At 62.6% G+C, this 24594-nt stretch carries 24 protein-coding genes; 18 read left to right on the top strand and 6 right to left on the bottom strand.

Going from position 1 to position 24594, the window contains the following annotated elements; all coding sequences use genetic code 11:
- Window positions 1–3: 3 nt before the first annotated feature.
- Window positions 4–1296 carry a glycosyltransferase family 87 protein gene (locus AB7828_RS01775; protein WP_441232179.1) on the bottom strand — a complete coding sequence of 431 codons (1293 nt, stop codon included), beginning with the start codon at window positions 1294–1296 and terminating at the stop codon, window positions 4–6.
- 140 nt (window positions 1297–1436) lie between these two features.
- Window positions 1437–3065, bottom strand: a complete 1629-nt coding sequence (locus AB7828_RS01770; RefSeq protein ID WP_175367502.1) for a helicase HerA-like domain-containing protein — start codon at window positions 3063–3065, stop codon at window positions 1437–1439.
- A 368-nt stretch (window positions 3066–3433) separates the two neighbouring features.
- On the opposite strand from AB7828_RS01770, the gene AB7828_RS01765 reads away from it, so the two are divergent.
- The 17 genes from AB7828_RS01765 to AB7828_RS01685 all read left to right on the top strand — a co-directional run bounded on the left by AB7828_RS01765 (window position 3434) and on the right by AB7828_RS01685 (window position 18813).
- Window positions 3434–3799, top strand: coding sequence for a DUF2267 domain-containing protein (locus AB7828_RS01765; protein ID WP_441229225.1), 366 nt, complete (start codon window positions 3434–3436; stop codon window positions 3797–3799).
- A gap of 74 nt (window positions 3800–3873) precedes the next feature.
- Complete coding sequence (locus tag AB7828_RS01760) at window positions 3874–4281, top strand: DUF4332 domain-containing protein (protein WP_068734294.1); 408 nt, start codon at window positions 3874–3876, stop codon at window positions 4279–4281.
- A 186-nt stretch (window positions 4282–4467) separates the two neighbouring features.
- Complete coding sequence (gene folP / locus AB7828_RS01755; RefSeq protein ID WP_441229224.1) at window positions 4468–5313, top strand: dihydropteroate synthase; 846 nt, start codon at window positions 4468–4470, stop codon at window positions 5311–5313.
- Window positions 5310–5675, top strand: coding sequence for a dihydroneopterin aldolase (folB, locus tag AB7828_RS01750; protein WP_089266999.1), 366 nt, complete (start codon window positions 5310–5312; stop codon window positions 5673–5675). Before folP ends, folB begins: the two co-directional genes overlap by 4 nt.
- A gap of 3 nt (window positions 5676–5678) precedes the next feature.
- Complete coding sequence (gene folK / locus AB7828_RS01745; protein ID WP_441229223.1) at window positions 5679–6170, top strand: 2-amino-4-hydroxy-6-hydroxymethyldihydropteridine diphosphokinase; 492 nt, start codon at window positions 5679–5681, stop codon at window positions 6168–6170.
- Between the two features lie 260 nt (window positions 6171–6430).
- Window positions 6431–8302, top strand: coding sequence for a methylmalonyl-CoA mutase family protein (locus tag AB7828_RS01740; protein WP_441229222.1), 1872 nt, complete (start codon window positions 6431–6433; stop codon window positions 8300–8302).
- An 11-nt stretch (window positions 8303–8313) separates the two neighbouring features.
- A complete protein-coding gene (locus tag AB7828_RS01735) occupies window positions 8314–8781 on the top strand; it encodes a GFA family protein (protein WP_093759041.1) in 468 nt (155 codons plus the stop codon).
- Window positions 8782–8810: 29 nt separating this feature from the next.
- A complete protein-coding gene (locus tag AB7828_RS01730; protein ID WP_170849709.1) occupies window positions 8811–8984 on the top strand; it encodes a hypothetical protein in 174 nt (57 codons plus the stop codon).
- Complete coding sequence (gene scpA, locus AB7828_RS01725; protein ID WP_175367509.1) at window positions 8981–11134, top strand: methylmalonyl-CoA mutase; 2154 nt, start codon at window positions 8981–8983, stop codon at window positions 11132–11134. The genes AB7828_RS01730 and scpA overlap by 4 nt, the downstream gene beginning before the upstream one ends.
- A 35-nt stretch (window positions 11135–11169) precedes the next feature.
- A complete protein-coding gene (locus AB7828_RS01720; RefSeq protein ID WP_093759043.1) occupies window positions 11170–11487 on the top strand; it encodes a nucleotidyltransferase family protein in 318 nt (105 codons plus the stop codon).
- On the top strand, window positions 11406–11822 hold the full coding sequence (locus tag AB7828_RS01715) for a HepT-like ribonuclease domain-containing protein (RefSeq protein WP_441229221.1): 417 nt from the start codon (window positions 11406–11408) through the stop codon (window positions 11820–11822). The genes AB7828_RS01720 and AB7828_RS01715 overlap by 82 nt, the downstream gene beginning before the upstream one ends.
- On the top strand, window positions 11819–12616 hold the full coding sequence (locus AB7828_RS01710) for a DUF3298 and DUF4163 domain-containing protein (RefSeq protein ID WP_175367510.1): 798 nt from the start codon (window positions 11819–11821) through the stop codon (window positions 12614–12616). The genes AB7828_RS01715 and AB7828_RS01710 overlap by 4 nt, the downstream gene beginning before the upstream one ends.
- Complete coding sequence (gene meaB / locus AB7828_RS01705; protein WP_441229220.1) at window positions 12613–13596, top strand: methylmalonyl Co-A mutase-associated GTPase MeaB; 984 nt, start codon at window positions 12613–12615, stop codon at window positions 13594–13596. Before AB7828_RS01710 ends, meaB begins: the two co-directional genes overlap by 4 nt.
- Before the next feature lie 200 nt (window positions 13597–13796).
- Window positions 13797–14465, top strand: coding sequence for a pyroglutamyl-peptidase I family protein (locus tag AB7828_RS01700; protein WP_441229219.1), 669 nt, complete (start codon window positions 13797–13799; stop codon window positions 14463–14465).
- A gap of 153 nt (window positions 14466–14618) precedes the next feature.
- Window positions 14619–15872, top strand: coding sequence for a multidrug effflux MFS transporter (locus AB7828_RS01695; RefSeq protein ID WP_441229218.1), 1254 nt, complete (start codon window positions 14619–14621; stop codon window positions 15870–15872).
- Window positions 15873–15985: 113 nt separating this feature from the next.
- Window positions 15986–16243, top strand: a complete 258-nt coding sequence (locus tag AB7828_RS01690; RefSeq protein WP_089267288.1) for a hypothetical protein — start codon at window positions 15986–15988, stop codon at window positions 16241–16243.
- Window positions 16244–17442: 1199 nt separating this feature from the next.
- Window positions 17443–18813 (top strand): TIGR03808 family TAT-translocated repetitive protein, encoded by a 1371-nt coding sequence (locus AB7828_RS01685; protein WP_439076602.1) that lies wholly within the window; start codon window positions 17443–17445, stop codon window positions 18811–18813.
- Here the strand turns inward: AB7828_RS01685 and AB7828_RS01680 are convergent.
- From AB7828_RS01680 to AB7828_RS01665, 4 genes are all read right to left on the bottom strand, one after another.
- Window positions 18810–19328 carry a TIGR03809 family protein gene (locus AB7828_RS01680; RefSeq protein ID WP_441229217.1) on the bottom strand — a complete coding sequence of 173 codons (519 nt, stop codon included), beginning with the start codon at window positions 19326–19328 and terminating at the stop codon, window positions 18810–18812. The genes AB7828_RS01685 and AB7828_RS01680 overlap by 4 nt on opposite strands.
- Window positions 19329–19735: 407 nt before the next feature.
- A complete protein-coding gene (locus AB7828_RS01675) occupies window positions 19736–21484 on the bottom strand; it encodes a S8 family serine peptidase (RefSeq protein ID WP_441229216.1) in 1749 nt (582 codons plus the stop codon).
- 80 nt (window positions 21485–21564) lie between these two features.
- Entirely contained in the window at window positions 21565–22299 is a 735-nt protein-coding gene (locus tag AB7828_RS01670; protein WP_439057924.1) for a hypothetical protein, read from the bottom strand.
- A complete protein-coding gene (locus tag AB7828_RS01665) occupies window positions 22296–22865 on the bottom strand; it encodes a sigma-70 family RNA polymerase sigma factor (RefSeq protein ID WP_089266985.1) in 570 nt (189 codons plus the stop codon). The genes AB7828_RS01670 and AB7828_RS01665 overlap by 4 nt, the downstream gene beginning before the upstream one ends.
- 551 nt (window positions 22866–23416) lie before the next feature.
- Between AB7828_RS01665 and AB7828_RS01660 the strand changes: the two genes are divergently transcribed.
- On the top strand, window positions 23417–24565 hold the full coding sequence (locus tag AB7828_RS01660; protein ID WP_089266984.1) for a GGDEF domain-containing protein: 1149 nt from the start codon (window positions 23417–23419) through the stop codon (window positions 24563–24565).
- Window positions 24566–24594: the final 29 nt, after the last annotated feature.

Genomic DNA, 24594 nt, shown 5'->3' with positions numbered 1-24594 from the left:
TCCTTAAGCGTGATGGTCCGGAATTTCGGAGGAATCTAGCAGCACCGGCGGGTGGTGCATATGCCAGATCAATCCGCCTGCGAGGATGGCCGTTGCCAGCAGATTATTGCCCCAGGCCTGCAGCATGGCCGGGAATACCGGGATCGACAGCGCCATCAGCATGCCAATGATGCCAAGCAGCCACCATGTCCCGGTCCGTACATTCGGCCTGGGATCATCGGCGGCGCGATGCATCAACACCGTGAGCGGCAGGAACAGCCACATGAAGTAATATTGCCGCGCCAGCGGCGATGCCACCGTCATCAAGCAGAACAGGACGCCGAGTTCTTCGGCACGTGAGCGCGGCGTGAGTTTCGATCGCGGCAAAAGCGACCAGATGAAGCCGAGACCAATCAGACCGGAGACCGCGAGCACGATCAGGTTCGCGGTTTTATAGCTGACATCGATCACGTTCATCGTGGCCGATCCACGCTTGCGATCATCCTGGAAATAATCGATCGGCCGCACCAGACGATGCGTCATCGCGATGATCGACTGATTGACCCAGGACCAGTTCTGTTCGTCGCGCTGGCCGAACCCCTTCTCGGAGCTGGAGCCGACCATTTCGGTGTACCAGGTCTTCACCTCGGCCGCATTGCGCTCGAAGCCGCGAAACGGCGCCGGCACGACATAGAGCAACAGCAGCGTGCAGATGATCATGCTGGCCGAGGCCGCCCAGTGCCGCCGCCAGATCAGATAGGGTAGCACCGCCACCGGAAACACCTTGATAGCGGTTGCCAGCGCGAACATGCTGCCGCCGAGCCACGGCCGATCCTTCTGCATCCACCAGAAGCCGAGCAGCATCATCGCCAGCAGCACGAGATTGGGCTGGCCGAGATCGTACATGTCGAACACGAAGGTGATGGTCGCAAAGCCCGGCAGCGCCGCGAGCCACGCCGCCGGAATCTTCTTCGAGCCGGTCATCGCATTGGACAGCTGGCTGGTGATCGCCCAGGCCGCCGAATTCAGGATCGAGAGCAAGAGATAAAGCGGGACCTTGCCGAACCAGCTCGGGAGCGCCAGCAAAACCGCCGACAGCGGCGGATAGATGAAGTCCAGCGCGCCATTGGTCTTCGCTTCATAGAGCGGCGCACCGTGCAGCACCTGCCGCCCGGCCCAGAACCACAGCGCGTAGTCCTTGGTCTTGCCGTTGCCGAAGATTTCCGGAACGAGCACATCCGCCGTCAGCAGGACGCAGGTCAGAAGAAACAGTACGTCCAGCGGCTGCCGCAAGGACGGCCACCGCAAAACCGGCATTTCGCCGTCACTTTTCGTCACTTCGCAGTCCCGCTTAAAAGACCCGCCGGCACGGCGCGGTTCAGACCGCGGTGGGTAGCAGATGGCGCCGGGACCTGCAAAGCCGCGGGCGGGTGCATAATGGACAGTCTGGACGGTCCTTACCGCTTCAAAATCCCGCCAAGCGTCCCGCGCACGATCTCGCGGCCGATCGAGCTTCCCAGCGAGCCGCCCACCTGCTTGCCGATATTGGCGACGATGCCGCCGACGACCTTGTTGGTCACGCTGCGGGTGACGCTGCGCGCAATCACCTGGCCGGTGGAGAGCCTGTTGCGGCCGGTATTGGTGCCGAAGATGGTGCCGACGATCGCACCGAGCTGGCCCAAAAATCCACCACCACCGCCACCACCGCCCGCCGCGTCGCCAGCCTCGGCGGGCGTCGCCGCCGTCCCGGCGATGCGCTTCTGCAGCGTCTCGTAGGCGGATTCGGAATCGATCGCGGTGTCGTATTTGCCCTTCACCGGGCTCGCCGCGAGGATCGCCTTGCGCTCCTCAGGCGTGATCGGCCCGATACGTGCAGTCGGCGGACGCACCATGATGCGCTCAACCATGGCAGGCGTGCCGTTGCCTTCGAGGAAAGAGACCAGTGCCTCGCCCTTGCCGAGTTCGGTGATGACCGTGGCGGTATCGAGTTTCGGATTGGCACGGAAGGTCTGTGCTGCCGCCTGCACCGCCTTCTGGTCCCGCGGCGTGAAGGCGCGCAGAGCGTGCTGAACGCGATTGCCAAGCTGGGCGAGTACGCGATCGGGCACATCGATCGGGTTCTGGGTGACGAAATAGACGCCGACACCCTTGGAGCGGATCAAGCGCACCACCTGTTCGATCTTGTCGAGCAGCGCCTTCGGGGCATCGTTGAACAAGAGATGCGCTTCGTCGAAGAAGAACACCAGTTTGGGCTTCGGCAGATCGCCGACTTCGGGCAATTCCTCGAACAATTCCGAGAGCAGCCACAGCAGGAAGGTTGCGTAGAGCCGCGGGCTCGACATCAGCTTGTCGGCGACGAGGATATTGACCATGCCGCGACCGTCGCGGTCGGTCTTGAGAAAATCTTTCAGCTCCAGCGCCGGCTCGCCGAAGAATTTATCGGCGCCCTGGTTCTCCAGTACGAGCAATTGGCGCTGGATGGTGCCGATTGTCGCCTTCGTGACGTTTCCGAAGCTCAAGGCCGATTTGCGGACATCGGCGAGTGGATCGACCTCGTCCTTCTTGGCAGTCATCGGCACGATGGCGTCGAGCAACGCGCGCAGATCCTTCATGTCAAGCAGCGTCAGGCCGTTCTCGTCGGCGACGCGGAAGGCGACGTTGAGCACGCCTTCCTGCACATCGTTGAGATCGAGCAGCCGCGCCAGCAACAGTGGCCCCATCTCCGAGATGGTCGCGCGCACCGGATGGCCCTGCTCGCCGAACACGTCCCAGAACACGGTCGAGAACTGATCGGGCTGGAACGTCAGCGCCATCTCCTTGGCGCGCTGCAAAATGAAGTCCTTGCCCTCGCCGACTTCGGCTATCCCCGAGAGGTCACCCTTGATGTCCGCAGCGAAGACCGGCACACCGGCACGTGCAAAGCCCTCCGCCATCACCTGCAGCGATACGGTTTTACCTGTTCCCGTCGCGCCCGTGACGAGACCGTGGCGATTGCCGAGGGCCAGCGTCAGCCATGCCGGTTGGTCGCCCTTGCCGATGAAGATCTTGCCGTCGGTATCGCCTGACTTCAGTTCGGTGGTCGCCATCGGATCGCCTCTGTCGCGCGCATCAAGAAAAAGATTTCAAAAAAATTTGCGGCTCACCATGATCTTACCGCATCTTGGCGAGCGATTGAAACGCAAAGCGTTCCCGCCACACCTGAAACCCGTCCGTCGTTCCCACGGACGAAACACAAGCCGTATCTTTTTGCTCTTTCCCAAGTACGGCGCTGTCGCATCTGCGAACAATTGACCAAAATTTCACGTTTGCTCTTGCATTGGTGCAACACTCGATACGCGATCACACTGAATCGCACGTCGGGCGAGTTGGCGCGCTTGTAATTCGAATCACAGCGGCTCAAGATCACTTTTCAACATAAGGGCATCGGCACTCAACCGATGTGAGGCGGGGCATCATGGACGAATTGATCAAAGCGCTGACCGCAAAGGTCGGCATCGACGAAGCTGTAGCTGAAAAGGCTGTCGGCATTATCTTGGGGTTCCTGCGCAAGGAAGCACCGGCCGCGCCGGTCAATGCGCTCATCGAAAAAATTCCGGGTGCGGATGCAGCCATCGCATTGTCAGAGGGCGGTGGTGGATTGAGCAGCCTGATGGGCGGCGGCATCATGGCCCTGGGCAGCAAGCTGATGGGTCTTGGCCTCGGCATGGGCGAGATCCAGAGCGTCGCGCGCGAACTGTTCAAGTTCGGCCGCGAGAAGATCGGCGCGGATGCCATGGACGAGATCGTTGCCGGCACACCTGGCCTGAGCCAGTTCTCCTGACCGTCTGTTACGTCAGCAGCCGCGCGTAAGCGTCCAGCATCTTCATACGTCCGATCTTCATACGTCTGAGTACCATGACATATCCCATCTCCAAGATTGACGGTTTGACGGCCTTCGCCGCGACCAAACTGAAAAAGGCAGGCATCCGCACCATGGAAGGGCTGCTGGACGCCGCTCACTCCGCGAAGTGCCGCAAGGAACTCGCTGCCAAGACCGGGTTCAGCGAACAGCAGCTGCTCGAATGGGCGAACCTCGCCGACTACCTGCGCATCCCCGGCATGGGCAAGGCCAAGGCCGAACTGCTCCGCGCCTCCGGCGTCAACACGGTACGCGAATTGACCCACCGCAATCCCGCCCGCCTCGCTCAGGCGATGCGCGACGCCAACGACAAGCGCAAGCTGGTGCGGGTGATGCCCTCGGAGAAGTCGGTCGGCGACCTGATCGAGAAGGCCCGCCAGCTGCCGCTGAAGATTTCGTATTGAGGCTCTCGTCATTCCAGGGCACGCGCAGCGCTAGCGGAGCGTGAACCCGGAATCCCGAGATGGCTGAATCGCCGGATCGCTTCACACTGCAAGATTCCGGTTCGCCTGCGGCTCACGCCGCATGCGCCCCGGAATGACGTTTTGATCCACCTTGACTCCCTCCCCCCGACCGCGCAAAGCGACCTCATGATCGCGCGTCCGACCACGTCTGCTCCGACTGTCCACCCGGTGCTGGCCGCGCTGCTGGCATCGCCGGTGCCTGCCGTGATGGGCATCCTGAACGTCACCCCGGACTCCTTCTCCGATGGCGGCCAGTTCGACGCCCCCGAGCGTGCGCTGGCGCAGGCCAGGCGAATGATCGCCGAGGGCGCCGGGATCATCGACATCGGCGCCGAGTCCACGCGGCCCTATGGGTCCCGGCCAGTTACTGCCGATGAAGAATGGGCGCGGCTCGTGCCGGTGCTGGCCGACGTCGTCGCGCTCGGCACGCCGGTATCGATCGACAGCATGAAGGCGTCCGTCGTCGCCAAAGCGCTCGCCGCCGGCGTCGCCATCGCCAATGACATCTGGGGCCTGCAGCGCGATCCCGACATGGCACGCGTCATCGCCGAGCACAGCGCGCCTGTGGTCGTCATGCATAACCGCGACGAGGTCGATGGCAGCATCGATATCGTCGCCGACATGAAAGACTTTTTCGCGCGCTCGCTGGAGATCGCCGCCAGGGCCGGCATCCCTGCGGGCCACATCGTACTCGACCCCGGTATCGGCTTCGGCAAGACACCTGAGCAGAGCATGATTGCGCTGGCGCGGTTCGACGAACTGACCAGCTTCGGCCTGCCGGTGCTGATCGCCGCCTCGCGCAAGAAATTCATATCGACCGTCGTGCCGTCGGAGCCACAGCAGCGCATTGGCGGATCGCTCGCCGCGCATCTGCTGGCGGTGCGGCACGGCGCCAAAATCGTCCGCGCCCATGACGTCGCGGAAACCGTTCAGGCCCTGCGCGTCACCGCAGCCATCGAGGACTTAAGATGACCGACATGATCTTCATCAAGGGCGTATCCGTGCATGCCCATCACGGCGTGCTCGATTACGAAGGCGTCGTTGGGCAGCGCTTCGTCATCGATCTCGAACTCGATGCCGATATCGACCTAGCCTCGCGCACCGACCGCCTCGCTGATACCGTGTCCTATGCCAATGTCGTCGCCACCGCGATCGCCGCTTTCAAGGACACCAATTACAAGCTGCTGGAACGCGCCGCCGGTGCGGTGGCCGATGCGGTGCTCGCGGATTTTCCGCGCATCAGCTCCGTCAAGGTCACCGTGCACAAGCCGCACGCGCCGATCGCCGCGATCTTCGACGATGTCGGCGTGGTGCTGCGCAGATCGCGGGCGTAACCGATGGCCAGCGTCCTCATCGCGCTCGGCGGCAATGTCGGCGATGTCCGCATGACCTTCCGCAAGGCGATCGGCAATATCTGCGGCATGACGCAGGCCGCGTTGATCGAACGCTCGGCAGACTACAGCACGCCGCCGGTGGGAGATGTGCCGCAGGACCACTTCGTCAATGCGGCAATCGAGATCGAGACCGAACTCGATCCGCACGCGCTGTTGTTCACGCTGCACAAGATCGAACACAAATTCGGCCGCAACCGCGTTGCCGAGGGCCACTGGGGTCCGCGGCCGCTCGATCTCGACATGATCGCCTATGACGACGTGGTCATCGCCAAGCCGGAACTGCACCTCCCCCACCCGCGCGCCACCACCCGCGCCTTCGTCCTGGTGCCGCTGGCCGAGATCGCCGCGGACCGGATGATATCAGGCAAGACCGTTGCCGAGCATCTGAAGGCCCTCTCAACCGACGGCATCGAGAAGCTGCCCGACCTCGATTGAGCGCCAACACGCCGGAACTATCCTCACAAGATCACTCGCAGATCCCACGGCGCGATCCGCTCCGACCAGATTGGTTTGGCTCTGTGCCCCGCCCCTCACCCGTCGTCGCTGCGCGACGCCGCCCTCTCCCCGCATTGCGGGGAGAGGGAAGAAAGCGCCAATTCCGCGCATCCCCATGCTCGAACAGCCATTGGCAACCCCTTCTCGGCATGGCATTTTCCGGCTCAACCACGAAGCAATACCGGGAGTGAAGTTCCTCAATGTCGACTGCGACTGACGACCTGCGGCTGGCCGCCGATTTTGCGCCTGCGAGTTACGATGACTGGCGCAAGCTCGTCGATGGCGTGCTGAAAGGCGCGCCGTTCGAGAAGCTGATCAGCAAGACCTATGACGGCGTCAAGATCCAGCCGATCTATCCGCGCGCCCGGGATGCGGCGCCGATCGCCGGCCGCCCGGCCGCGGCGCCATGGCAGATCATGCAGCGGATCGATCACCCGGATGCCGGCAAGTCGAACAAGCAGGCGCTGCACGATCTGGAGAACGGCGCCACTGGTCTCACACTGGTGTTCGAAGGTGCCAATGGCGCGCGCGGCTTCGGCCTCGTCGCCTCGCCCGACACCATCGAGACGCTGTTCGACGGCATCTATCTCGATGCCGGCATCGGCATCGAACTCCATGCCGGCCCGCAGTCGCGCATGGCCGTGACGCATCTCGCCGATTACATCAAGACGAAGGGCATCGATCCCGCCACATGCGATATCCGCTTTGGCCTCGATCCCATCGGCGCCACCGCCGTATGGGGCACCAGCGCCTATAACTGGTGGGAGATGGCGCCCGCCGTCACCGACACCATCAAGAAGCTCGCCGCACAAGGCTTCAAGGGCCCGTTCGCCGTTGCCGACGGCCGCATCATCCACGATGCCGGCGGCTCCGAAGTGCAGGAACTGTCCTACGTCCTCGCGGTGATGGTGTCCTATCTGCGCGCGATGGAAGACCATAACATTCCGCTCGAGACGGCCCGCAGCATGGTCTATGCGCGTCTCGCGGCCGATGCAGATCAGTTTCTCACCATGGCGAAATTCCGCGCGCTGCGCCTGCTCTGGGCGCGCATCGAGGAAAGCTGTGGCCTCGCGCCGAAGCCGCTGTTCATCGCTGCCGATACCGCATGGCGCATGCTCACCCAGCGCGATCCCTATGTGAACATGCTGCGCGCCACCATGGCGACATTCGCCGCCGGCCTCGGCGGCGCCAACTCCATCTGCGTGCTACCGCATACGCTGGCGCTCGGCCTGCCCGATGGCTTTGCGCGCCGCGCTGCGCGCAACACCCAACTGGTCCTGCTGGAAGAGTCCAATCTCGCCAAGGTCACCGATCCCGCCGCCGGCGCCGGCGGCATCGAGGCGCTGACGCGCGAACTGTGCGACGCCGCATGGGCCCAGTTCCAGGACATCGAAAAAGCCGGCGGCGCCTTCCCGGCGCTTGGCAACAATGTGATCCAGCCGAAGGTCGCCGCCACCCGCGCTGCCCGTCAGGCCAGCGTCGCCAAGCGCCGCGAAGTGCTCACCGGCGCCAGCGAATTCCCGAACCTGCATGAGGCCCGCGCCAGTGTGCTGAAGGTCAAGCCGATCCCCGGCAAGCCCTATGGCAAGGACAAGATCAAATTCAACCCGCTGGAACCGATCCGGCTGGCCTCGCCCTTCGAGGCGCTGCGCGATAAATCGGATCACCTGCTGGCGCGCAAGGGTGCCCGTCCGAAAGTGTTTCTGGCCAATCTCGGCACGCCCGCCGATTTCACGGCCCGCGCGACCTTCGCCAAGAGCTTTTTTGAAACCGGCGGCATCGAAGCCCTCGACAGCGACGGTTTCTCCGATCCGGCCGTACTCGCCAAGGCCTGGAAGGCCTCCGGTGCCGCGCTGGTATGTATCTGCTCGTCCGACAAGCTCTATGCCGGCCAGGCCGCGCCCGCAGCAAAAGCGCTTCAGGCCGCCGGCGCGAAGCATATCTATCTGGCAGGCCGCCCCGGCGACCTCGAGGCGCCCTTGCGCGACGCAGGCGTTAGGGATTTTATCATTGCCGGCGGCGATGCGCTGGCGATGCTGGTGCAGGCCCATGATCTACTAAATTCGGCCTGATGGAGTAAGCCATGACGGCAACGGCGAGCAAACCCGCGCTGACCGGCGGCTGCCAATGCGGCGCGATCCGCTTTGCGCTGTCGGCTGCGCCGACCCGGGTCAGCATCTGCCATTGCCGGATGTGCCAGAAGGCCACCGGCGCGCCATTCGCCTCGCTCGCCGATATCCCGAACGAGAACTTTGCGTGGACCCGCGGCAAGCCGGCGGCGTTCAAGTCATCGTCGATTGCGGAACGCGACTTCTGCGCCAAATGCGGCACGCCGCTGAGCTATCGCGCGATCGGCGGCCCCAAGATCGAGATCATGACCGGCGCCTTCGACCGGCCGGACCGCGTGGTGCCGACGCAGCAATTCGGCACGGAGTCACGCCTGGGCTGGGTCGGCAACGTGTCGAACCTGCCGAGCAAGACGACGATGCAGAATTTCGGACCGGAGAAATGCGCGGAAGTGTTCAGCTATCAGCATCCGGATCATGATTGAGATAGCGTGTTTCAACAAGGATCGCGCGCATGGGCAGTTTGCTATTCGACTTGCTGATGTGGCCGATCGCCAAGGTGCTTGAAAAAGTGTTTGACGTGGTACTCTGGCGGAAAACTGAAACGCCCCCGTCAGACGACCCGACCTACAAGAAGAACGTTCAGAGACTCATCGAACGCAATCGAGAATTCGAGAAACGACCATGACCAAGATTCCTGACTTCACCAACATCGCTTTCTCGCCCATCGCCGCCGGTGCGCCATCGCAGGGCGAACCATGGTTGACGCCCGAAGGCATCCTGGTGAAGCCGGGTTACGGCGAGGATGACGTCAAGGGCATCGATTTCCTCGATACCTATCCCGGCATCGCGCCATTCCTGCGCGGCCCCTACCCGACCATGTATGTCAACCAGCCCTGGACGATCCGGCAATATGCCGGGTTCTCCACCGCGGAAGATTCCAACGCCTTCTATCGCCGCAACCTCGCCGCCGGCCAGAAGGGCCTCTCGGTCGCGTTCGATCTCGCCACCCATCGCGGCTATGACTCGGATCATCCGCGCGTGTCGGGCGACGTCGGCATGGCCGGCGTGGCGATCGACTCGATCTATGACATGCGCACGTTGTTCGCCGGTATTCCGCTCGACCAGATGAGCGTGTCGATGACCATGAACGGCGCGGTGCTGCCAATCCTCGCGCTCTATGTCGCCGCCGCCGAAGAACAGGGCGTGCCGCCGGAGAAGCTGACCGGAACGATTCAGAATGACATTCTGAAGGAGTTCATGGTGCGCAACACCTATATCTACCCGCCGACGCCCTCGATGCGGATCATCTCCGACATCTTCGCCTACACCTCACAGAAGATGCCCAAGTACAATTCGATTTCGATCTCCGGCTATCACATGCAGGAAGCCGGCGCGACGCAGGATCTCGAACTCGCCTATACGCTGGCCGACGGCGTCGAATATCTCCGTGCCGGTCTCGCCGCAGGTATCGACGTCGACCGCTTTGCGCCGCGGCTGTCGTTCTTCTGGGCGATCGGCATGAACTTCTTCATGGAAGTCGCCAAGATGCGCGCCGCGCGGCTGCTGTGGGCCAAGCTCCTGACGCAGTTCAATCCGAAGGACCCGAAATCGCTGTCGCTGCGCACCCATTGCCAGACCTCGGGCTGGTCGCTGACCGCGCAGGACGTCTACAACAACGTGATGCGCACCACCATCGAGGCGATGGCGGCGACACAGGGCCACACCCAGTCGCTGCACACCAACGCGCTCGACGAAGCATTGGCGCTGCCGACCGACTTCTCCGCGCGCATCGCCCGCAACACGCAGCTGTTCCTGCAGCAGGAAACCGGCACCAACCGCATCATCGATCCATGGGGCGGCTCCTATTACGTCGAACGTCTCACCCACGATCTCGCCACCAAGGCCTGGGCGCACATCCAGGAAGTGGAAGAACTCGGCGGCATGGCCAAGGCCATCGAGGCCGGCGTGCCGAAGCTGCGCATCGAGGAAGCCTCGGCCAAGACGCAGGCACGCATCGATGCCGGCCGTCAGGCGGTGATCGGCGTCAACAAGTACAAGCCGGAGAATGAAGAAGCGCTCGACGTGCTCAAGGTGGAAAACTCCACCGTGCGCCGGCTGCAGATCGACAAGCTGAAGCGCCTGCGTGGCGAGCGTAGCCAGGCCGACGTCGATGCCGCACTGGCCGCACTGACGCGCTCGGCCAAGGACGGCAACGGCAACCTGCTGGCGCTGGCCATCGATGCCGCACGCGCCAAGGCCACCGTCGGCGAAATTTCCGATGCGATGGAGAAAGTGTTCGGCCGTCACCGCGCCGAGATCAAATCCATCACCGGTGTCTACAAGCGCGAGGCGTCCACCATGAACGACAAGGTCCAGAAGGTTCAGGCGCTGATCGACGCCTTCGAGGACGCCGAGGGCCGCCGCCCGCGTATCCTCGTCGCCAAGATCGGCCAGGACGGCCATGACCGCGGCCAGAAGGTGATCGCTTCGGCCTTTGCCGATGTCGGCTTCGACGTCGATATCGGGCCGCTATTCGCGACCGCCGATGAAGCCGCGCGGCAGGCCGTCGAGAACGACGTGCACATTCTCGGCCTCTCCTCGCTGGCCGCCGCTCATCTCACCGCCGTGCCGGAGCTGAAGGCCGCGCTCAAGAAGCAGGGCCGCGAGGACATCATGATCATCATCGGCGGCGTCGTCCCCCCGCAGGATTATGACGAACTCTACAAGGCCGGCGCCGAGGCGATCTTCCCGCCCGGCACGGTGATCTCCGAGGCCGCCGAAGAGCTGATCCACAAGCTCAATGCACGGCTGGGCCATAGCGAGGCGGCGGCGTAGCTGCAGCGTCACGGCAAACGTGGTAGGATCGCGGGATGACCGACGTGATCGACATCCCGCTGGAGACGATCCTCGCAAAACTGCGAGCGATTGCGCCTGCCATCAAGGCAGAAGGCGTGACGCGGCTGGCCGTGTTCGGCTCTAGGGTTCGCGGTGACGCACGGCCGGACAGCGATCTGGATATTTTGATTGAGACGTTCGACAGAGCGTCTTCAGCGCGACGCTTCGATCTGTTCAAGGTCATGCATCTCATCGAGGATACGATTGGAATTTGGCCGCACGTCATGTTTCCAACCGAATTGACACCTCGCATCAGGGAACGCATGGCCGACGATCTGATCGAGGTGTTTTGATGCCTCCCACGTCCGAAGATCGTCTGAAAGACATTCTTGATCGCGTTCATCTCATCGAGCGCGTCACGAGCGGCATGGCGCCGGATCAGTTCGCCGAAGACGAAGTTGTTCGCGGTGCGGTAGAGCGCTTCCTTGCCATCATCTGCGAAGCGTCATTGCGGTTACCGGATAACGTCAAGATTCTCGCTCCGCATATCAATTGGCGAAGAATGAATGATTTCGGAAATCACCTCCGTCACGCTTATCATCTAACGGATGCGAACGAAGTCTGGCAGATCGTGCAGAATGACCTGCCTCCCCTCAAAGCCTTTGTTGAAAGCGTCATCCGCGAATGACTATACGTGCCTTTCATCAGTCGCTGCTTGCGGCTTTGCTCCTCGCACTGCCATGCATCGCGCCCGCCCTCGCTGCTGAGCTAAAGCCCGACATCCAGCTCAAGGCCAAATACACCGAGGTCGCCGTCTTCTTCGATGCCGCGATCAAGTCGGATGCCCCGCTGCTGAAATATCTCACATCCGCCAGCAATGGCTGGGCTGCGAAGACGCTCAAGGAGCTGGCCGAGCAGCGCAAGGAGATGAATGATCTCCCTGCCGACATCCGCAACCGGCCATGGGAATCCGAACGAACCTATGCGCAAAGCTCATTGGTCGCGGGTCGCTATGTCAGCATCATTCGCGCGGACTACAACTACACCGGCGGCGCGCATCCCAATCGTGCCAATGACACGCTGCTGTGGGACAGGCAGGTCGGCAAGATGATCAGCATTCGTCCTTTCTTCACCGAGCTCGCCGATAGCGGGCCGGCGATGACGGCGATCCGCGATGCGGTCGTCGCCGATCTGAAAATCGAGAAGAAAAAGCGCGACAACGACAATCCCGACATGAGCCTCGTCGATGCGCTGGAGCCAAAGCTGCTCAAGATCGGACCGGTATCGCTGGCGCCGTCGACATCGGCCGGCAAGAGCTCCGGCCTCAGCTTCCATTACGGCCCCTATGCGGTCGGCTCCTATGCCGAAGGCGATTACGACGCCTTCGTGCCGTGGGAGAAACTCAAGCCCTATCTGTCGGCCGAGGGCAGCGCGATCTTCGGCGGCGAGCGGCCGAAGGACGACGACAAGGGGCCGCAGTGACGAGAGCACCCATCGACATAGACGCCCTCGCGCGTGACGTCCGCGCCGGCAGCCGCGCCGCGCTGGCGCGGGCGATCACGCTGGTGGAAAGCCGCCGTGCCGATCATCAGGCCGCCGCGCGCGAACTCGTGCAGGCACTCCTGCCCGACACCGGCCGTGCGTTTCGCGTCGGCATCACCGGCTCGCCCGGCGTCGGCAAGTCGACCACCATCGATGTGCTCGGCATGTATCTGATCGAGCGCGGCCACAAGGTCGCGGTGCTGGCCGTCGATCCATCCTCGGCGCGCACCGGTGGTTCGATCCTCGGCGACAAGACGCGGATGAACGATCTGTCTGCCCATCCGAACGCCTTCATCCGTCCCTCGCCGTCCTCCGGCACGCTCGGCGGCGTCGCGGCGAAAACGCGCGAGGCCATGTTACTTTGTGAGGCGGCAGGTTTCGACGTGGTGCTGGTGGAGACCGTCGGCATCGGCCAGTCGGAAACCGCGGTCTGCGACATGACCGACTTCTTTCTGGCACTGATGTTGCCCGGCGGCGGCGACGAGTTGCAGGGCATCAAGAAAGGCCTGATCGAACTCGCCGACATGATCGCCATCAACAAGGCCGATGGCGACAACCTCAAACGCGCCAATATCACCGCTGGGGATTATCGCGGCGCGCTGCATATCCTGGCGCCACGCTCGGAGCACTGGCATCCGCCGGTGGTCACCTATTCGGCGCTGACCAAGACGGGTATCGCCGAGCTCTGGGACAAGGTCGTCGCGCATCGCACGGCGATGAATGCTTCCGGCGATTTCGCCGGCCGCCGCCGCGAGCAGCAGGTGAAATGGATGTGGACCATGCTGGAGGATCGGTTGAAGGCGCGGCTGCGCAGCGATCCCGGCATTCGCAGCAAGGTCAAACAGGTCGAACGCGACGTCGCCGATGGCACGATGACGCCTGCCGTCGCGGCGGAAGCGATCGTGGAGTTGTTGAGGTAGCGCGCCCTAACCTCTCCCCGCTTGCGGGGAGAGGTCGGCTGGCGGAGCGCAGCGAAGCCAGACGGGTGAGGGGGACTATCCACTCGCTCCTAGTTCGTGGAGAGTCCCCCTCACCCGCCTTCCACATGCTTCGCATGTTACAGGCGACCTCTCCCCGCTTGCGGGGAGAGGTTAGGGCGCCGTCGCGATCATGGAGGCGAATGTTGAACCGTCCCGGTACATCCCCCCGCATCCTCGTCACCGGCTTCGGCCCCTTCCCGGGCGCGCCGGTGAACCCGACGCAGGCGCTGGTGCGAAAACTCGCAACGCTGCGCCGCCCCGCTTTCGCTGACGTCACCCGCATCGCGCATATTTTCGACGTCACCTATGCCACCGTCGATCGCGAACTGCCGGAGCAGATCGCACGCCATCGCCCGGATGCGCTGCTGATGTTCGGCCTCGCCGCACGCACGCCCTATATCCGGATCGAGACGCGCGCCCGCAATGCGGTGTCGATGCTGTGGCCCGATGCCGGCCACACAACGGTGTGCCGCGCCAGCATTGTTCCGGGCGCTGACGCGCAGATGTTCGGCCCGCACACGGCGCGTCTGTTCCGGGCTGCCCTCGCCAGTGGCGCCGACGTGCGCCCCTCACGCGATGCCGGCCGCTATCTCTGCAATTACCTGTCCTGGCGCAGCATCGAGGCCACCCGCGCGCCGAACGGGCCACGCCTCGCGGCCTTCGTCCATGTGCCGCTGCTGGCACAAGACACCACCTCGCACCGCATGACCTCCGACGAGCTCACCGATACCGGTGAAGCGATCCTGCTGGAAATGATCCGCATGACCCGGGTCAAGTTGCGTGACGCAGCCCGGAATTCCGGGGTGTGAGGCCGTCGAGACGGCGCCCCCGGTTATTCTCTGAACATTAATTCATAAGTTGGGGAAATTCCGCCGGTTTCCGCGACGCAGCCATGCCGAAAGTCAACTTGTGCATCGCAACATGAAGACCCTAATGGCGGGAATGCTTTCAGGGACAGCTTTGTGACCGACATCAACGCCGACGCCCCCCTCGCGGTGTCATCGACCCATAGCCCAATGAAATTTGGCGAATTCGTCGTCGTGATCGCTTCGATCATGGCGCTGAATCCGCTTGCCATGGACATCATGCTGCCGGCGCTGCCGCATATCGGTGCGGCCTTCAAGGTCCCTGATGCCAACCACCTTCAGACCGTCCTCTCGGTCTTCCTGCTCGGCTTCGGCGTGGCCCAATTCGCCATGGGTCCGCTGTCGGACCGCTACGGTCGGCGCCCCATCCTGCTCGGCGGAATGGCCGTCTATTGCGCCGCGAGCGTGCTCGCGCTGTTCGCACCGTCGTTCGAAATCCTACTGCTTGCCCGCCTGCTGCAGGGCGTCGGCACCGCGGCGACGCGCGTGATCGCGGTGTCGATCGTCCGGGACTGCTATGCCGGCGGTCGCATGGCCAGCGTCATGTCACTGGCCATCATGGTTTTCATTTCCGTGCCGGTCATCGCCCCGTCTTTCGGGCAGGCCCTGATGGTGTTCACGGAATGGCGGGGCATCTTTGTCGTGCTGATGCTATACGGCCTTCTGACGCTGGCATGGAGTGCCTGGCGAATGCCGGAGACGCTGCCGGTCGCCAAACGCCGCTCGCTCGCCATTCGTGATGTGCTCTATGCCTATCGGCAAACCGTCAGCCATCGGCAGACGCTCGGTTACGGCCTCGCTGCCGGCATCCTGCAGGGCGCACTGTTCGCCTTCGTGTTTACGTCGCAGCAGGTGTTCACCGAGATTTTCCATCTCGGGCCATATTTCCCGCTTGCCTTTGCTTCCATCGCTTTCGGCGTCGCTGCGGCCAGCTTCTTCAACTCGCGCGTAGTCCATCGCCTTGGCATGCGCGCACTCTCCCACGGCGCCCTGCTCGGTTTCGTCACTGCTGGCGCGGCGATGTTATTGGCCGTGGCGATGGGTTTCATGCCGCTATGGTTGTTCATCGCGCTGTCGATGCTCATGATGTTTGCCTTCGGCCTGATGTTCTCGAATTTCACCGCACTGGCGATGGAGCCGCAGGGCCACATCGCCGGCACGGCCTCCTCTCTCTACGGGACGCTGACCACGCTGCTGGGTATCGCCATCGGCACGGTTATCGGCCAGCACTATGACGGCACTCTGCTGCCGTTCGCGACCGGCCTTTTTCTTTGCACCCTCACTGCATTCGCGGTGATCCTCGTGGTGGAAAAGGGCCGCCTGTTCAAGTCTCACAAGATGGTGAGCTGAACGCTCTCGCGACGCAGCCGAATGGCCGCCGCGCAATTTTGAAATGTCTGGGAATACGTCGGGGCGAACCCGACGCCGCCATGAACGTTATCAATTTTTACCGGAGCAATCCGATGCCCTATGCACTGTTCTGTGACGACGCGAAACTGAGTAAAGCCTATCCGACCGAAGCCGACGTGTGGAAACTTGCCGCCGAGAGCGGCCTTGTCACCGATGTCGAAGCCAAGAATTCGAAGCCGACACCGCGCCGCGTGCTCGACAACGACTACGAGATCCGTCCCTGCCAGGCGGAGCCCGGCGAATGCCCGGAAAAGAACGAACGCGACGCCCAGGCCGAGAAGGATTTCCAGCTCGCGCTGACGGGACGATAGCGCGCGGGGCCCTCGGGCGCCCCAGCGAAGCGACGTTCGACATTAAGCGCCTGCGCGCTCCGCCGTTGGCATTCTCCCCACCACACGTCGTCATTCCGGGGCGCGCGTCGCCGGCGAAGCCGGCAGAGCGAGAACCCGGAATCTCGAAGTGTTGCTGAACAGGTCGGGATTCCCCGCCACTCCAATTGGAGTGGCTGAGGTTCGCCTGCGCGAAGGCGCGCAGCCGCCCCGGAATGACAGCTTGGGGCGATACGGCACGGGAACATTTTTTCCTATTTTCTCTTGACAATATCCCTTTAAGGTTTATATTCCCCTTCGTCCTGCCCCACCGAGAGGGGCGATCGCGATCGTCACGTTCGCGGGGTGGGATGCGGTGGACGCCGGAGATGCGGCGTCACGCGGTTCATGGGGGACGTCTGTCTTCGGGCAGGACGGATCTGCGCCAGCACTGCCACTGGCAAGGAGACGGCCGACCTTGAGATGGACAACCCCCTGGACAGTGTGACGGACGACCAAATCGAAACGCGTTCGGCCAAGTGCTTTGCGGCTACCCTGTCCCTCCGCCCTGGGACATTAATTTTGGCGATGGGACCGTTCGCCATGGCAGATGTGCAAGCAACCGAAAAAACACCGCATGCGGAACGCCGGGCACTCGCTCGGCGCCTCCGAAAGTCCTGATGCACACTAACCTGCGGAAGACCGCATTCGCATCAGGCACCAAGGGTGCAACGGGCACCCGGCGTTCCGCACGCCCTCTCGCAAGGGGGCGGGAATGCGAAGCACGACGGCGCCCCCGCGCCGCAAACAATGGGGGTGATGACGCATGTCTGAAGAGCAGTGGCTGTTTGACAGTTGAATCTGCGACGGCGCGATGGAGGCGCCACACCCACAGGTGTCATCCCCGGGCTTGACCCGGGGATCCAGCTTGGCCCGCACGCCGTCGCACAAGACAAGGTGGATGGCCGGGTCAAGCCCGGCCATGACGTGGGGAGAAGCCTGGGATTATCACGAAGCTCGCTTCGCGCTGTCGGGCCATGACGACCGGGAGTGATGCACGCGCGTGCCGCCTGTCCAGCGCGCGCAGGTGAGCGCATCATTAACCCTACCCTGCACATTCATCGCGGCCACTCTCGCCTGGCAACGTCACACGCATCATCTTGCGTTACCTCATCAGCGGACATCCACCGGGACCTCGAACCATGGACCTGCATCGCCGCCATCTGCTGACTGCGTCCGGCGCGGGTCTCGCCGCCGGCGCATTCGCCGCATCGAGCGATGCGGCACGCGCCGCCCCGCTCACCTCGACGCTCGGACGCGACGCCGCGCAATATGGCGTGCGCGCCAATAGCCAGGACGACCAAACGCGCGCATTGCAACGTGCCATCGACGAGGCGGCACGTGCGCAGGCACCGCTCGCATTGCCGCCCGGCAACTATCGCACCGGCATGCTCAGGCTCGCGCGCGGCTCGCAGATCATCGGCATGCGCGGTGCAACGACCCTCACCTTCAGCGGCGGCGCGTCACTGCTGTCAGGCGAAGGCGCGGACTATGTCAGCCTCAGCGGCCTCACGCTGGACGGCAACTTTGCCAACCTGCCGCCGCGGCGCGGGCTGCTGCACATGGTGCAGGCGCGCGAACTCCGCATCAGCGATTGCACCGTGACCAATAGCGGCGGCGCGGGCATCTGGCTGGACAACACGGCGGGCGCGATCACCGGCAATACACTCACCAACATCGCCACCACGGCCATCGTCTCGTTCGATGCGCAGGGATTGATCGTCGCGCAAAACACCATTTCCGGCACCAGCAGCAACGGCATCGAGATCCTGCGCACCGCCATCGGCGATGACGGCACGCAAGTGATCGACAATCGTATCGAGGATATCAAGGCCGGCCCTGGCGGCTCCGGTCAATATGGCAACGCCATCAACGCCTATCGTGCGGGCAATGTCATCGTCTCCGGCAATCGCATCCGCAACTGCGATTACTCGGCGGTGCGCGGCAACTCAGCATCGAACATCCACATCACGGGCAACAGCGTGTCGAGCGTGCGCGAAGTCGCGCTCTATTCGGAATTTGCCTTCGAGGCTGCGGTGATCGCCAACAATACCGTCGATGGTGCGGCGCTCGGTGTCTCCGTCTGCAACTTCAACGAGGGCGGCCGCATCGCAGTGGTACAAGGCAACATCATCCGCAACCTGCTCCCGAAGCGGCCGATCGGTACGGCGCCCGACGACGATGCCGGCATCGGCATCTATATCGAGGCGGACGCCAGCGTCAGCGGCAATGTCGTCGAGAACGCGCCGTCCTTTGGCATGATCGCGGGCTGGGGCAAGTATCTGCGCGATGTCGCCATCACCGGCAACGTCGTGCGTAACAGCTTCATCGGCATTGGTGTATCGGTCGCACCGGGCGCCGGCACCGCGCTTGTCAGCAACAACATGATTTCAGGCGCGCCACGCGGCGCTGTCGTCGGCCTCGATCATGCAAAGCCGGTGACACCTGACCTCACCGCCGATGGCGCACAGCGCTATCAGCAGGTTGCGCTGTCCGGGAACACGGTGCGCTAAAGCGCTGTCCGCAGCATCGGATAGCGCGCGCTGATGACCAGAGGATCGAGCGCCTTCTGCCAATCCAGATCTGCCGGCGTCACCGTCGCCTGCCGAGGCGGTGCCTGCCGCAACAGGGTTTCGATCGGGATCAGGACGGGCGAAGCCGCTTCAGCGACCGGCTCGATGTCGGGCTGCAACGGCGCGACGGCGGGCGCAGCGATGGCAGGAGCCGCGACGGCAGCCGGCCGCGGTTCAGGGGCGCGCGGCGTCCGGTAGATCACGCCTTCCGAAGACAGAACGCGCCTCACGGCGGCTGTCTCGCCCTCGACCATCAGCCGCCAGCGTTCAACCGCGTCCTTGGCTTCCTGAATATTGTCGAGGAACTCGGCTTCACTGTGAAAACGGCGCCACCGCCCGCTCTCGAACAGTTCTGTCAGGTAATCCAGTCGGCTCTCGGCAAGAGCGCACCAACGCTGGGCCAGTGGCCGACCGATGCCGGCATGTGGGTAAGGAAAATTCAGGTGAGATGACATGGAAATGTCCGCAAGAGAAAAAACGGACGCAAAGCAACAAACGAATCACTCACCAATACTTGGAGAGTTTCTGTGGAAAAGTTTTCGGGGTCCAGCGCAATGTGGTCAAACTTGGACAATTGCGTTGGAAACACGTGAGAAAGCCCCGTCAAACCTGAGGTATTGCAGTCAAGCCTTGCTTGAGCCTTGCTCGACGCCCGGCCATGCACCGGCAATCTATGACCTGAAGGTTAAAATTTTTGGTTAACAAAAACGAAAGACCCGTCCGGGGGGACAACCGGACGGGTCAAGCTATACCGGCGCGAATGTTTGGGCGCATGCGCCGGATATGGCCTCGTTGGGGAGGGAATGCCGCTCCCACATCCATATGTCCGGTCCACCCGGCCAAACGTTCAACGATCAGGAGATTATTTTTGGACGTCTGACGCCATCGACGGCGACGATGCCTCGACGGCACGCGTCGTCGGCGCCGGCGCGGTGACGACAACAGGCGTGACAGGCGCAGGCGCTGTCGCCACGGGTTGCTGAGCGCCCTGCACTGCCGATACCGCACTATAGGCATCCGCCGCTCCGGCACCGAACAGGTCGTCACGGCCGGGCGCACCAAGATCACGCGCGGTTGTCATCAGGATGCTGCGGATTTCGTTCGGCCGCAGTTGCGGATTGCGCTCGATCATCAATGCGGCGAGCCCGCTGATATAGGCCGCCGAGAACGAGGTGCCGGACGTCATCTGGTACTTGTTGTCCGGCGCGGGCAGGAAGATATCGACGCCCGGCGCAGCCACTGCGATGTGGCTGCCACGGTTCGACGCGGAGAACAGCCTGTCATAGGCATCTGTGGCGCTGACTGCGATCACGCTGGGGCTTGCAGCAGGATAAAGCGGCGGCGATTTCGGTCCGGCATTGCCTGACGCTGCAATCATCACGATGCCCTTGCTGGCTGACGCCGCAATACCGCGCTCGATCAGTGGATCCTGCGGGCCGGCGAAGCTCATATTGATGACCTGGGCGCCATTCAATGCCGCGTGGTTGATGCCCTTAAGGATGATGAAAGACGAACTCTCGGCACCGCCCTGCGACACACCAAAAGCGCGAATGGCCAAGATGCGCGCGCGCGGCGCGCTTCCCATCAGTCGCGCATGCGATACGATCGCCCCCGCAATGCCAGTGCCGTGCACGTGCGCCCCTTCCTTGCTGCGAAGCGCATCGAACGAACCCACGATGGCATCAGCGAGTTCGGGATGCGCGACGTCGATGCCGGAGTCGATCACGGCAACTGTGACATTGGCACCGGCCGACAGCTTGTGCGCCTCAGGCAGACGAAGCTTCGCCAGCGCATATTGCGCAGGATCGCCCTCACCCGGTGCCGGCGTTGTCACCTGGTCCTGCAGCACATAGCGGAAATTGGGTTGCACAGCGCGCACGTCGGCCTCGGCGCGCATCTGGGATTCGACAGTCTCGACCGAACGGTTGTCGGTGATGCGGAACAGGCTGATATTGGCGCCGATCAGCGGAAAGTCCTGCGACGACAGACGCTCCAGGCGCAGACGGCGCGCCAGCGCATCTGCCTGGTCGGGCGTCAGCGCGCTGTCGAGTTCGGCGACGATCTGTCGGGGGACATAACGCGTGTTCAGCGCCGCCTGTGGGCCATTGCTGCGCGGTCCACCACCGGCATTCTGGCTGCGCGGCGTCGGGCCGCCGCCGAGATCAGCAACGAATGGCTTCTCGTTGCATTCGCCGGATGCCGCGCGATTGGCATAGGCGCAGCTCGGATAGGTGTTGGGGGAATAGCGCACATAAGGAATGGTTGGCAGCACTCCCACGATCTTCAGCGGCGGCGTACGCCCTGGCCGCGAGGATATGGGCGGTGCCCGGCCGGCTGTCGTGCCGATCGCCGCCCCGCGCGGGCCGACGCTGGTGATACCGACGCGACCAGCAATGGGTCCACGGCTCACGATATTCGGGCCACGGCCGGCGATGCGACCCGCGCCGGCAGCGATGTTCGGATTGATGCGCGGTGTTGTGCTGGGTGCGATCGTGGGAACGCGCGATCCGATATTGAGGCTCGGCGAGCGCATCATACTCTGCGCGCCCGCGACCGAAAGGCCGAACGGCCATGCGACAGCGAGCGAAAGCACAGCGGCCGTGCATTTCATCATTGGTCCGGAGGCACCACGATCATGTCTCATGGAACAGGCCTCGCACGCACAATGCGGATCGGATCAACCGACGGCGCCTACTGCGCCTGAACCGCCATGCTGACGATCTTCTCGTTCTCCAGCCGGCGGATCAGCCCGGCGATCTGGTCCTTGGTCATCACCCGATTGCCGAACTGCAGCCGGAACAGCCCGTCCTTGCCGTTGTCAACAATCGTACCCTGATAGCCATCGAGCAGCGCCGTGATGTCAGACACCCGCGCAGTCGGCGCAAAACGGACGAACAGGCGCGTCGGGGCTTCTACCGAGGCCGGTGCCGGCGCGAGCGACCGGGTGACAGTGGTCGGTGCACTCGTTGGCGACGGCGCGGCTTCATAGGACGCAGTCTGGAATGTGCGTGTATCGCGCTGCATCAGCACGGTGCCAATCACACCGGCCTGCAGCATGATGGCGAGCGCACCAACAGCGGCCGAAGCCGCCAGCGTCCGCGGCGAAAGCGATGCGAAAAATCCGGAAATCCGCGCCGACAGACCGACCGACGTCGATCCGCTGCGCACCGGCTCGGCGTCAATCGCAGCAAACAGCTTCTGCATTGCCCGTGAGGACGGCGCACCGAGGCTCTCATTGAGGCCAATGGTCTCCGCGTATTCTTCCTGGATCACGGCATATTGCTTCGCCAGTTCCGGATCCTTGGCCAGTGCATCATCGACGCGGCGAGCATCACGCGCGTTGAGCGTGCCCGCGGCGTGCCAAGGCAGCAATGCCTCGATCTCGCCTGGCTCCTGGGTCGGCACTTTGTTGCTCATCGCCATCATGGCCAGCCTCGTTCAATGCCGGCTGCCTTGAGCAGATCGGCTAATTTCTTGCGCGCATAAAACAGGCGCGTCTTGACGGTGTTCTCGGGAATTCCGACGATCTCGGCCACCTCTTCCACGGACTTCTCGTGGTAGTAGACGAGATCGACGATTTCCCGATGCTCGGGCGAAAGGGATGTCAGGCACTTTCGCAACGCGTCACTGGTATCCTTTTTCTGAACCGACACTTCGGGATTATCGGACGTATCCTCGATCGCGTTGGCCGTCTCGTCGTCCAGTTCGGCGTCCTTGCGCTTGCGCAGCGCGGACAGCGCCTTGAACCTCGTAATCGCCAGGAGCCAGGTCGAGACCGCGGAACGGCCCTCGAATTTGCCTGCCTGCCGCCACACATCCAGGAACACTTCGCTGATAAGATCCTCAGCAATCTGTTCGTTCCGCACCAGCCGAAGGCCGAAGCGAAACACCCGGACGTGGTGCCTGCCATAAAGCACCTGCATGGCAAGACGGTCGCCTTGCGCAATCCGGGCGATCAGAATCTCATCCGATGCCGCCTGTGTTGCACTCACTGCCCGTCTCGCAAGGTTGGTCTGAATGAGGATGTAAGAGGTTCGATTGACAAGATAAAATCTTCTCGAATGGGCAGGAATATACCGGTCGCGGCTGTTTTAACCGCGCCGAACGGGCTTTTACCGCCCTTTTCTTGGGCGGAACGGGTAACAGGTAGCATAATGCTGGGGCATTTCCGACCCGAACGCCAGCGATTCACACGGCAACCTTACCAAGTCGTGGCTTCCGGAACAGCCTTGAGACGGCGGAACCTGCATTTTGCAGCCATATCCCGAAACCCTCGTCAATGAATACCGTAACTTGTCCCGGCGGCTTGTCCGCCACATCAAGTCAACTCGCCCGGGCCCGTCATCGGTCCGGGCATTTTTACTTAAACAACAAAGCTATGCTTGAAACCTTCTGGCAGTCCCGCAGTAAGCGATCTGTCGACAGATGTCGCCGGGAGCAGCAAATGAGTAGCCCGTTACCAGATTTGACTTGCGGCAATAGATACCAAACCTAAAGGCTTTGAGCACTAGAGTTCCATCAGCAAAACCCATCGATGGGCTCAATGACCGCAGCCGCTTCATCAGTCTTGAATCCAGTCAACGGCGACTTCGAAGCCGTCGATGGAGAGTTGCGGTCTGATATGCTGGCACGTCGCCTGAAGCGGCGGCGCCAAATGCTCGCATTGGCGGCCGCCAGTCATGCCGTCAACGTCGTGCTGCTTTTCGTCTTCCTTGCAGCAGGCACTATCGATGGCACCATCGTCGCGGCCTATGCCGGCTGCGCTTTTACCTCTGTCCTGATCTTCCTCGCGATCTCCGAGAGCGGCCTGACGGATGACTGGCGCGATCACTTCTTCGCAGCGCCCTACACGGCTGTCACTTACGCACTTCTGCTCGCCTTCGTTTACACAGCACCCAATGTCGCCGTCGTGTTTCTCTGCGCATTGTTTCTTGTGGCCAATGTCATCGCCTTGCGTACCTCGCCACGTGAAGGTGTCGGCGCCTGGACCGTCATGACCGGCGGCCTCGCGCTGCTGTATTTCTTCGTCGATCTGCCCTTGACGCTCCCCTCCAGCAACTCGATCGAACGCTTCGGCACCTTGCTGACATTCTCGATGACCATCGCCCGCAGTATGTTCATTGGCATTTTCTCCAGCTCGCTACGCGACGCGCTGTTTCGGCGCCGCGTTGAACTCGAGGCCGCCTACAAGCGCATCGAAGAGCTCGCAGAACTCGATGAACTGACGGGGTCGTTCAATCGCCGCTGCATCATGCGGCTGCTTGACGATGAAATCATCCGCGCACAGCGCAGCAACACACCCTGCACCGCCGCGCTGATCGACCTCGACTGGTTCAAGCGGATTAACGACAATTTCGGACACCCAACCGGCGACGAAGTACTGCGGACCTTCGCCATCACCATTTTCGCCAATATCCGCAGCATCGACAAATTCGGCCGCTATGGCGGCGAGGAATTCCTGCTGGTGCTGCCGGACACGCCGCATGACAAGGCCGTGCAAATGCTCGACCGTTTGCGGGGGATTGTCGAAGCACTGGATTGGAGCGCATTTTCCGACGGCTTGACCGTGACGATTTCGGGCGGCGTTGCGACATTGGGTCCGAACGACACGCCAGACACCTTACTCGCACGCGCCGACAGCGCACTCTATGCCGCCAAAGAGCGCGGACGAAATCGAATTGCAAGCGCCTGAACGAATTTAACGAACCCTGGCCGCAACAT

This window comes from Tardiphaga sp. 215_C5_N2_1, assembly GCF_052076055.1.
Classification (GTDB): Bacteria; Pseudomonadota; Alphaproteobacteria; order Rhizobiales; family Xanthobacteraceae; genus Tardiphaga; species Tardiphaga robiniae.
Note: the sequence above shows the minus strand (reverse complement) of the source record. Positions and strands in the feature narration are given on the sequence as shown.

Excerpts from the sequence above, each read along its gene's own strand:
- AB7828_RS01775 (WP_441232179.1), bottom strand. The coding sequence starts at position 1,296 with ATGCCGGTTTTGCGGTGGCCGTCCTTGCGGCAGCCGCTGGACGTACTG.
- AB7828_RS01770 (WP_175367502.1), bottom strand. The coding sequence starts at position 3,065 with ATGGCGACCACCGAACTGAAGTCAGGCGATACCGACGGCAAGATCTTC.
- AB7828_RS01765 (WP_441229225.1), top strand. The coding sequence starts at position 3,434 with ATGGACGAATTGATCAAAGCGCTGACCGCAAAGGTCGGCATCGACGAA.
- AB7828_RS01760 (WP_068734294.1), top strand. The coding sequence starts at position 3,874 with ATGACATATCCCATCTCCAAGATTGACGGTTTGACGGCCTTCGCCGCG.
- folP (WP_441229224.1), top strand. The coding sequence starts at position 4,468 with ATGATCGCGCGTCCGACCACGTCTGCTCCGACTGTCCACCCGGTGCTG.
- folB (WP_089266999.1), top strand. The coding sequence starts at position 5,310 with ATGACCGACATGATCTTCATCAAGGGCGTATCCGTGCATGCCCATCAC.
- folK (WP_441229223.1), top strand. The coding sequence starts at position 5,679 with ATGGCCAGCGTCCTCATCGCGCTCGGCGGCAATGTCGGCGATGTCCGC.
- AB7828_RS01740 (WP_441229222.1), top strand. The coding sequence starts at position 6,431 with ATGTCGACTGCGACTGACGACCTGCGGCTGGCCGCCGATTTTGCGCCT.
- AB7828_RS01735 (WP_093759041.1), top strand. The coding sequence starts at position 8,314 with ATGACGGCAACGGCGAGCAAACCCGCGCTGACCGGCGGCTGCCAATGC.
- AB7828_RS01730 (WP_170849709.1), top strand. The coding sequence starts at position 8,811 with ATGGGCAGTTTGCTATTCGACTTGCTGATGTGGCCGATCGCCAAGGTG.
- scpA (WP_175367509.1), top strand. The coding sequence starts at position 8,981 with ATGACCAAGATTCCTGACTTCACCAACATCGCTTTCTCGCCCATCGCC.
- AB7828_RS01720 (WP_093759043.1), top strand. The coding sequence starts at position 11,170 with ATGACCGACGTGATCGACATCCCGCTGGAGACGATCCTCGCAAAACTG.
- AB7828_RS01710 (WP_175367510.1), top strand. The coding sequence starts at position 11,819 with ATGACTATACGTGCCTTTCATCAGTCGCTGCTTGCGGCTTTGCTCCTC.
- AB7828_RS01700 (WP_441229219.1), top strand. The coding sequence starts at position 13,797 with ATGTTGAACCGTCCCGGTACATCCCCCCGCATCCTCGTCACCGGCTTC.
- AB7828_RS01690 (WP_089267288.1), top strand. The coding sequence starts at position 15,986 with ATGCCCTATGCACTGTTCTGTGACGACGCGAAACTGAGTAAAGCCTAT.
- AB7828_RS01685 (WP_439076602.1), top strand. The coding sequence starts at position 17,443 with ATGGACCTGCATCGCCGCCATCTGCTGACTGCGTCCGGCGCGGGTCTC.
- AB7828_RS01680 (WP_441229217.1), bottom strand. The coding sequence starts at position 19,328 with ATGTCATCTCACCTGAATTTTCCTTACCCACATGCCGGCATCGGTCGG.
- AB7828_RS01675 (WP_441229216.1), bottom strand. The coding sequence starts at position 21,484 with ATGAAATGCACGGCCGCTGTGCTTTCGCTCGCTGTCGCATGGCCGTTC.
- AB7828_RS01670 (WP_439057924.1), bottom strand. The coding sequence starts at position 22,299 with ATGATGGCGATGAGCAACAAAGTGCCGACCCAGGAGCCAGGCGAGATC.
- AB7828_RS01660 (WP_089266984.1), top strand. The coding sequence starts at position 23,417 with ATGACCGCAGCCGCTTCATCAGTCTTGAATCCAGTCAACGGCGACTTC.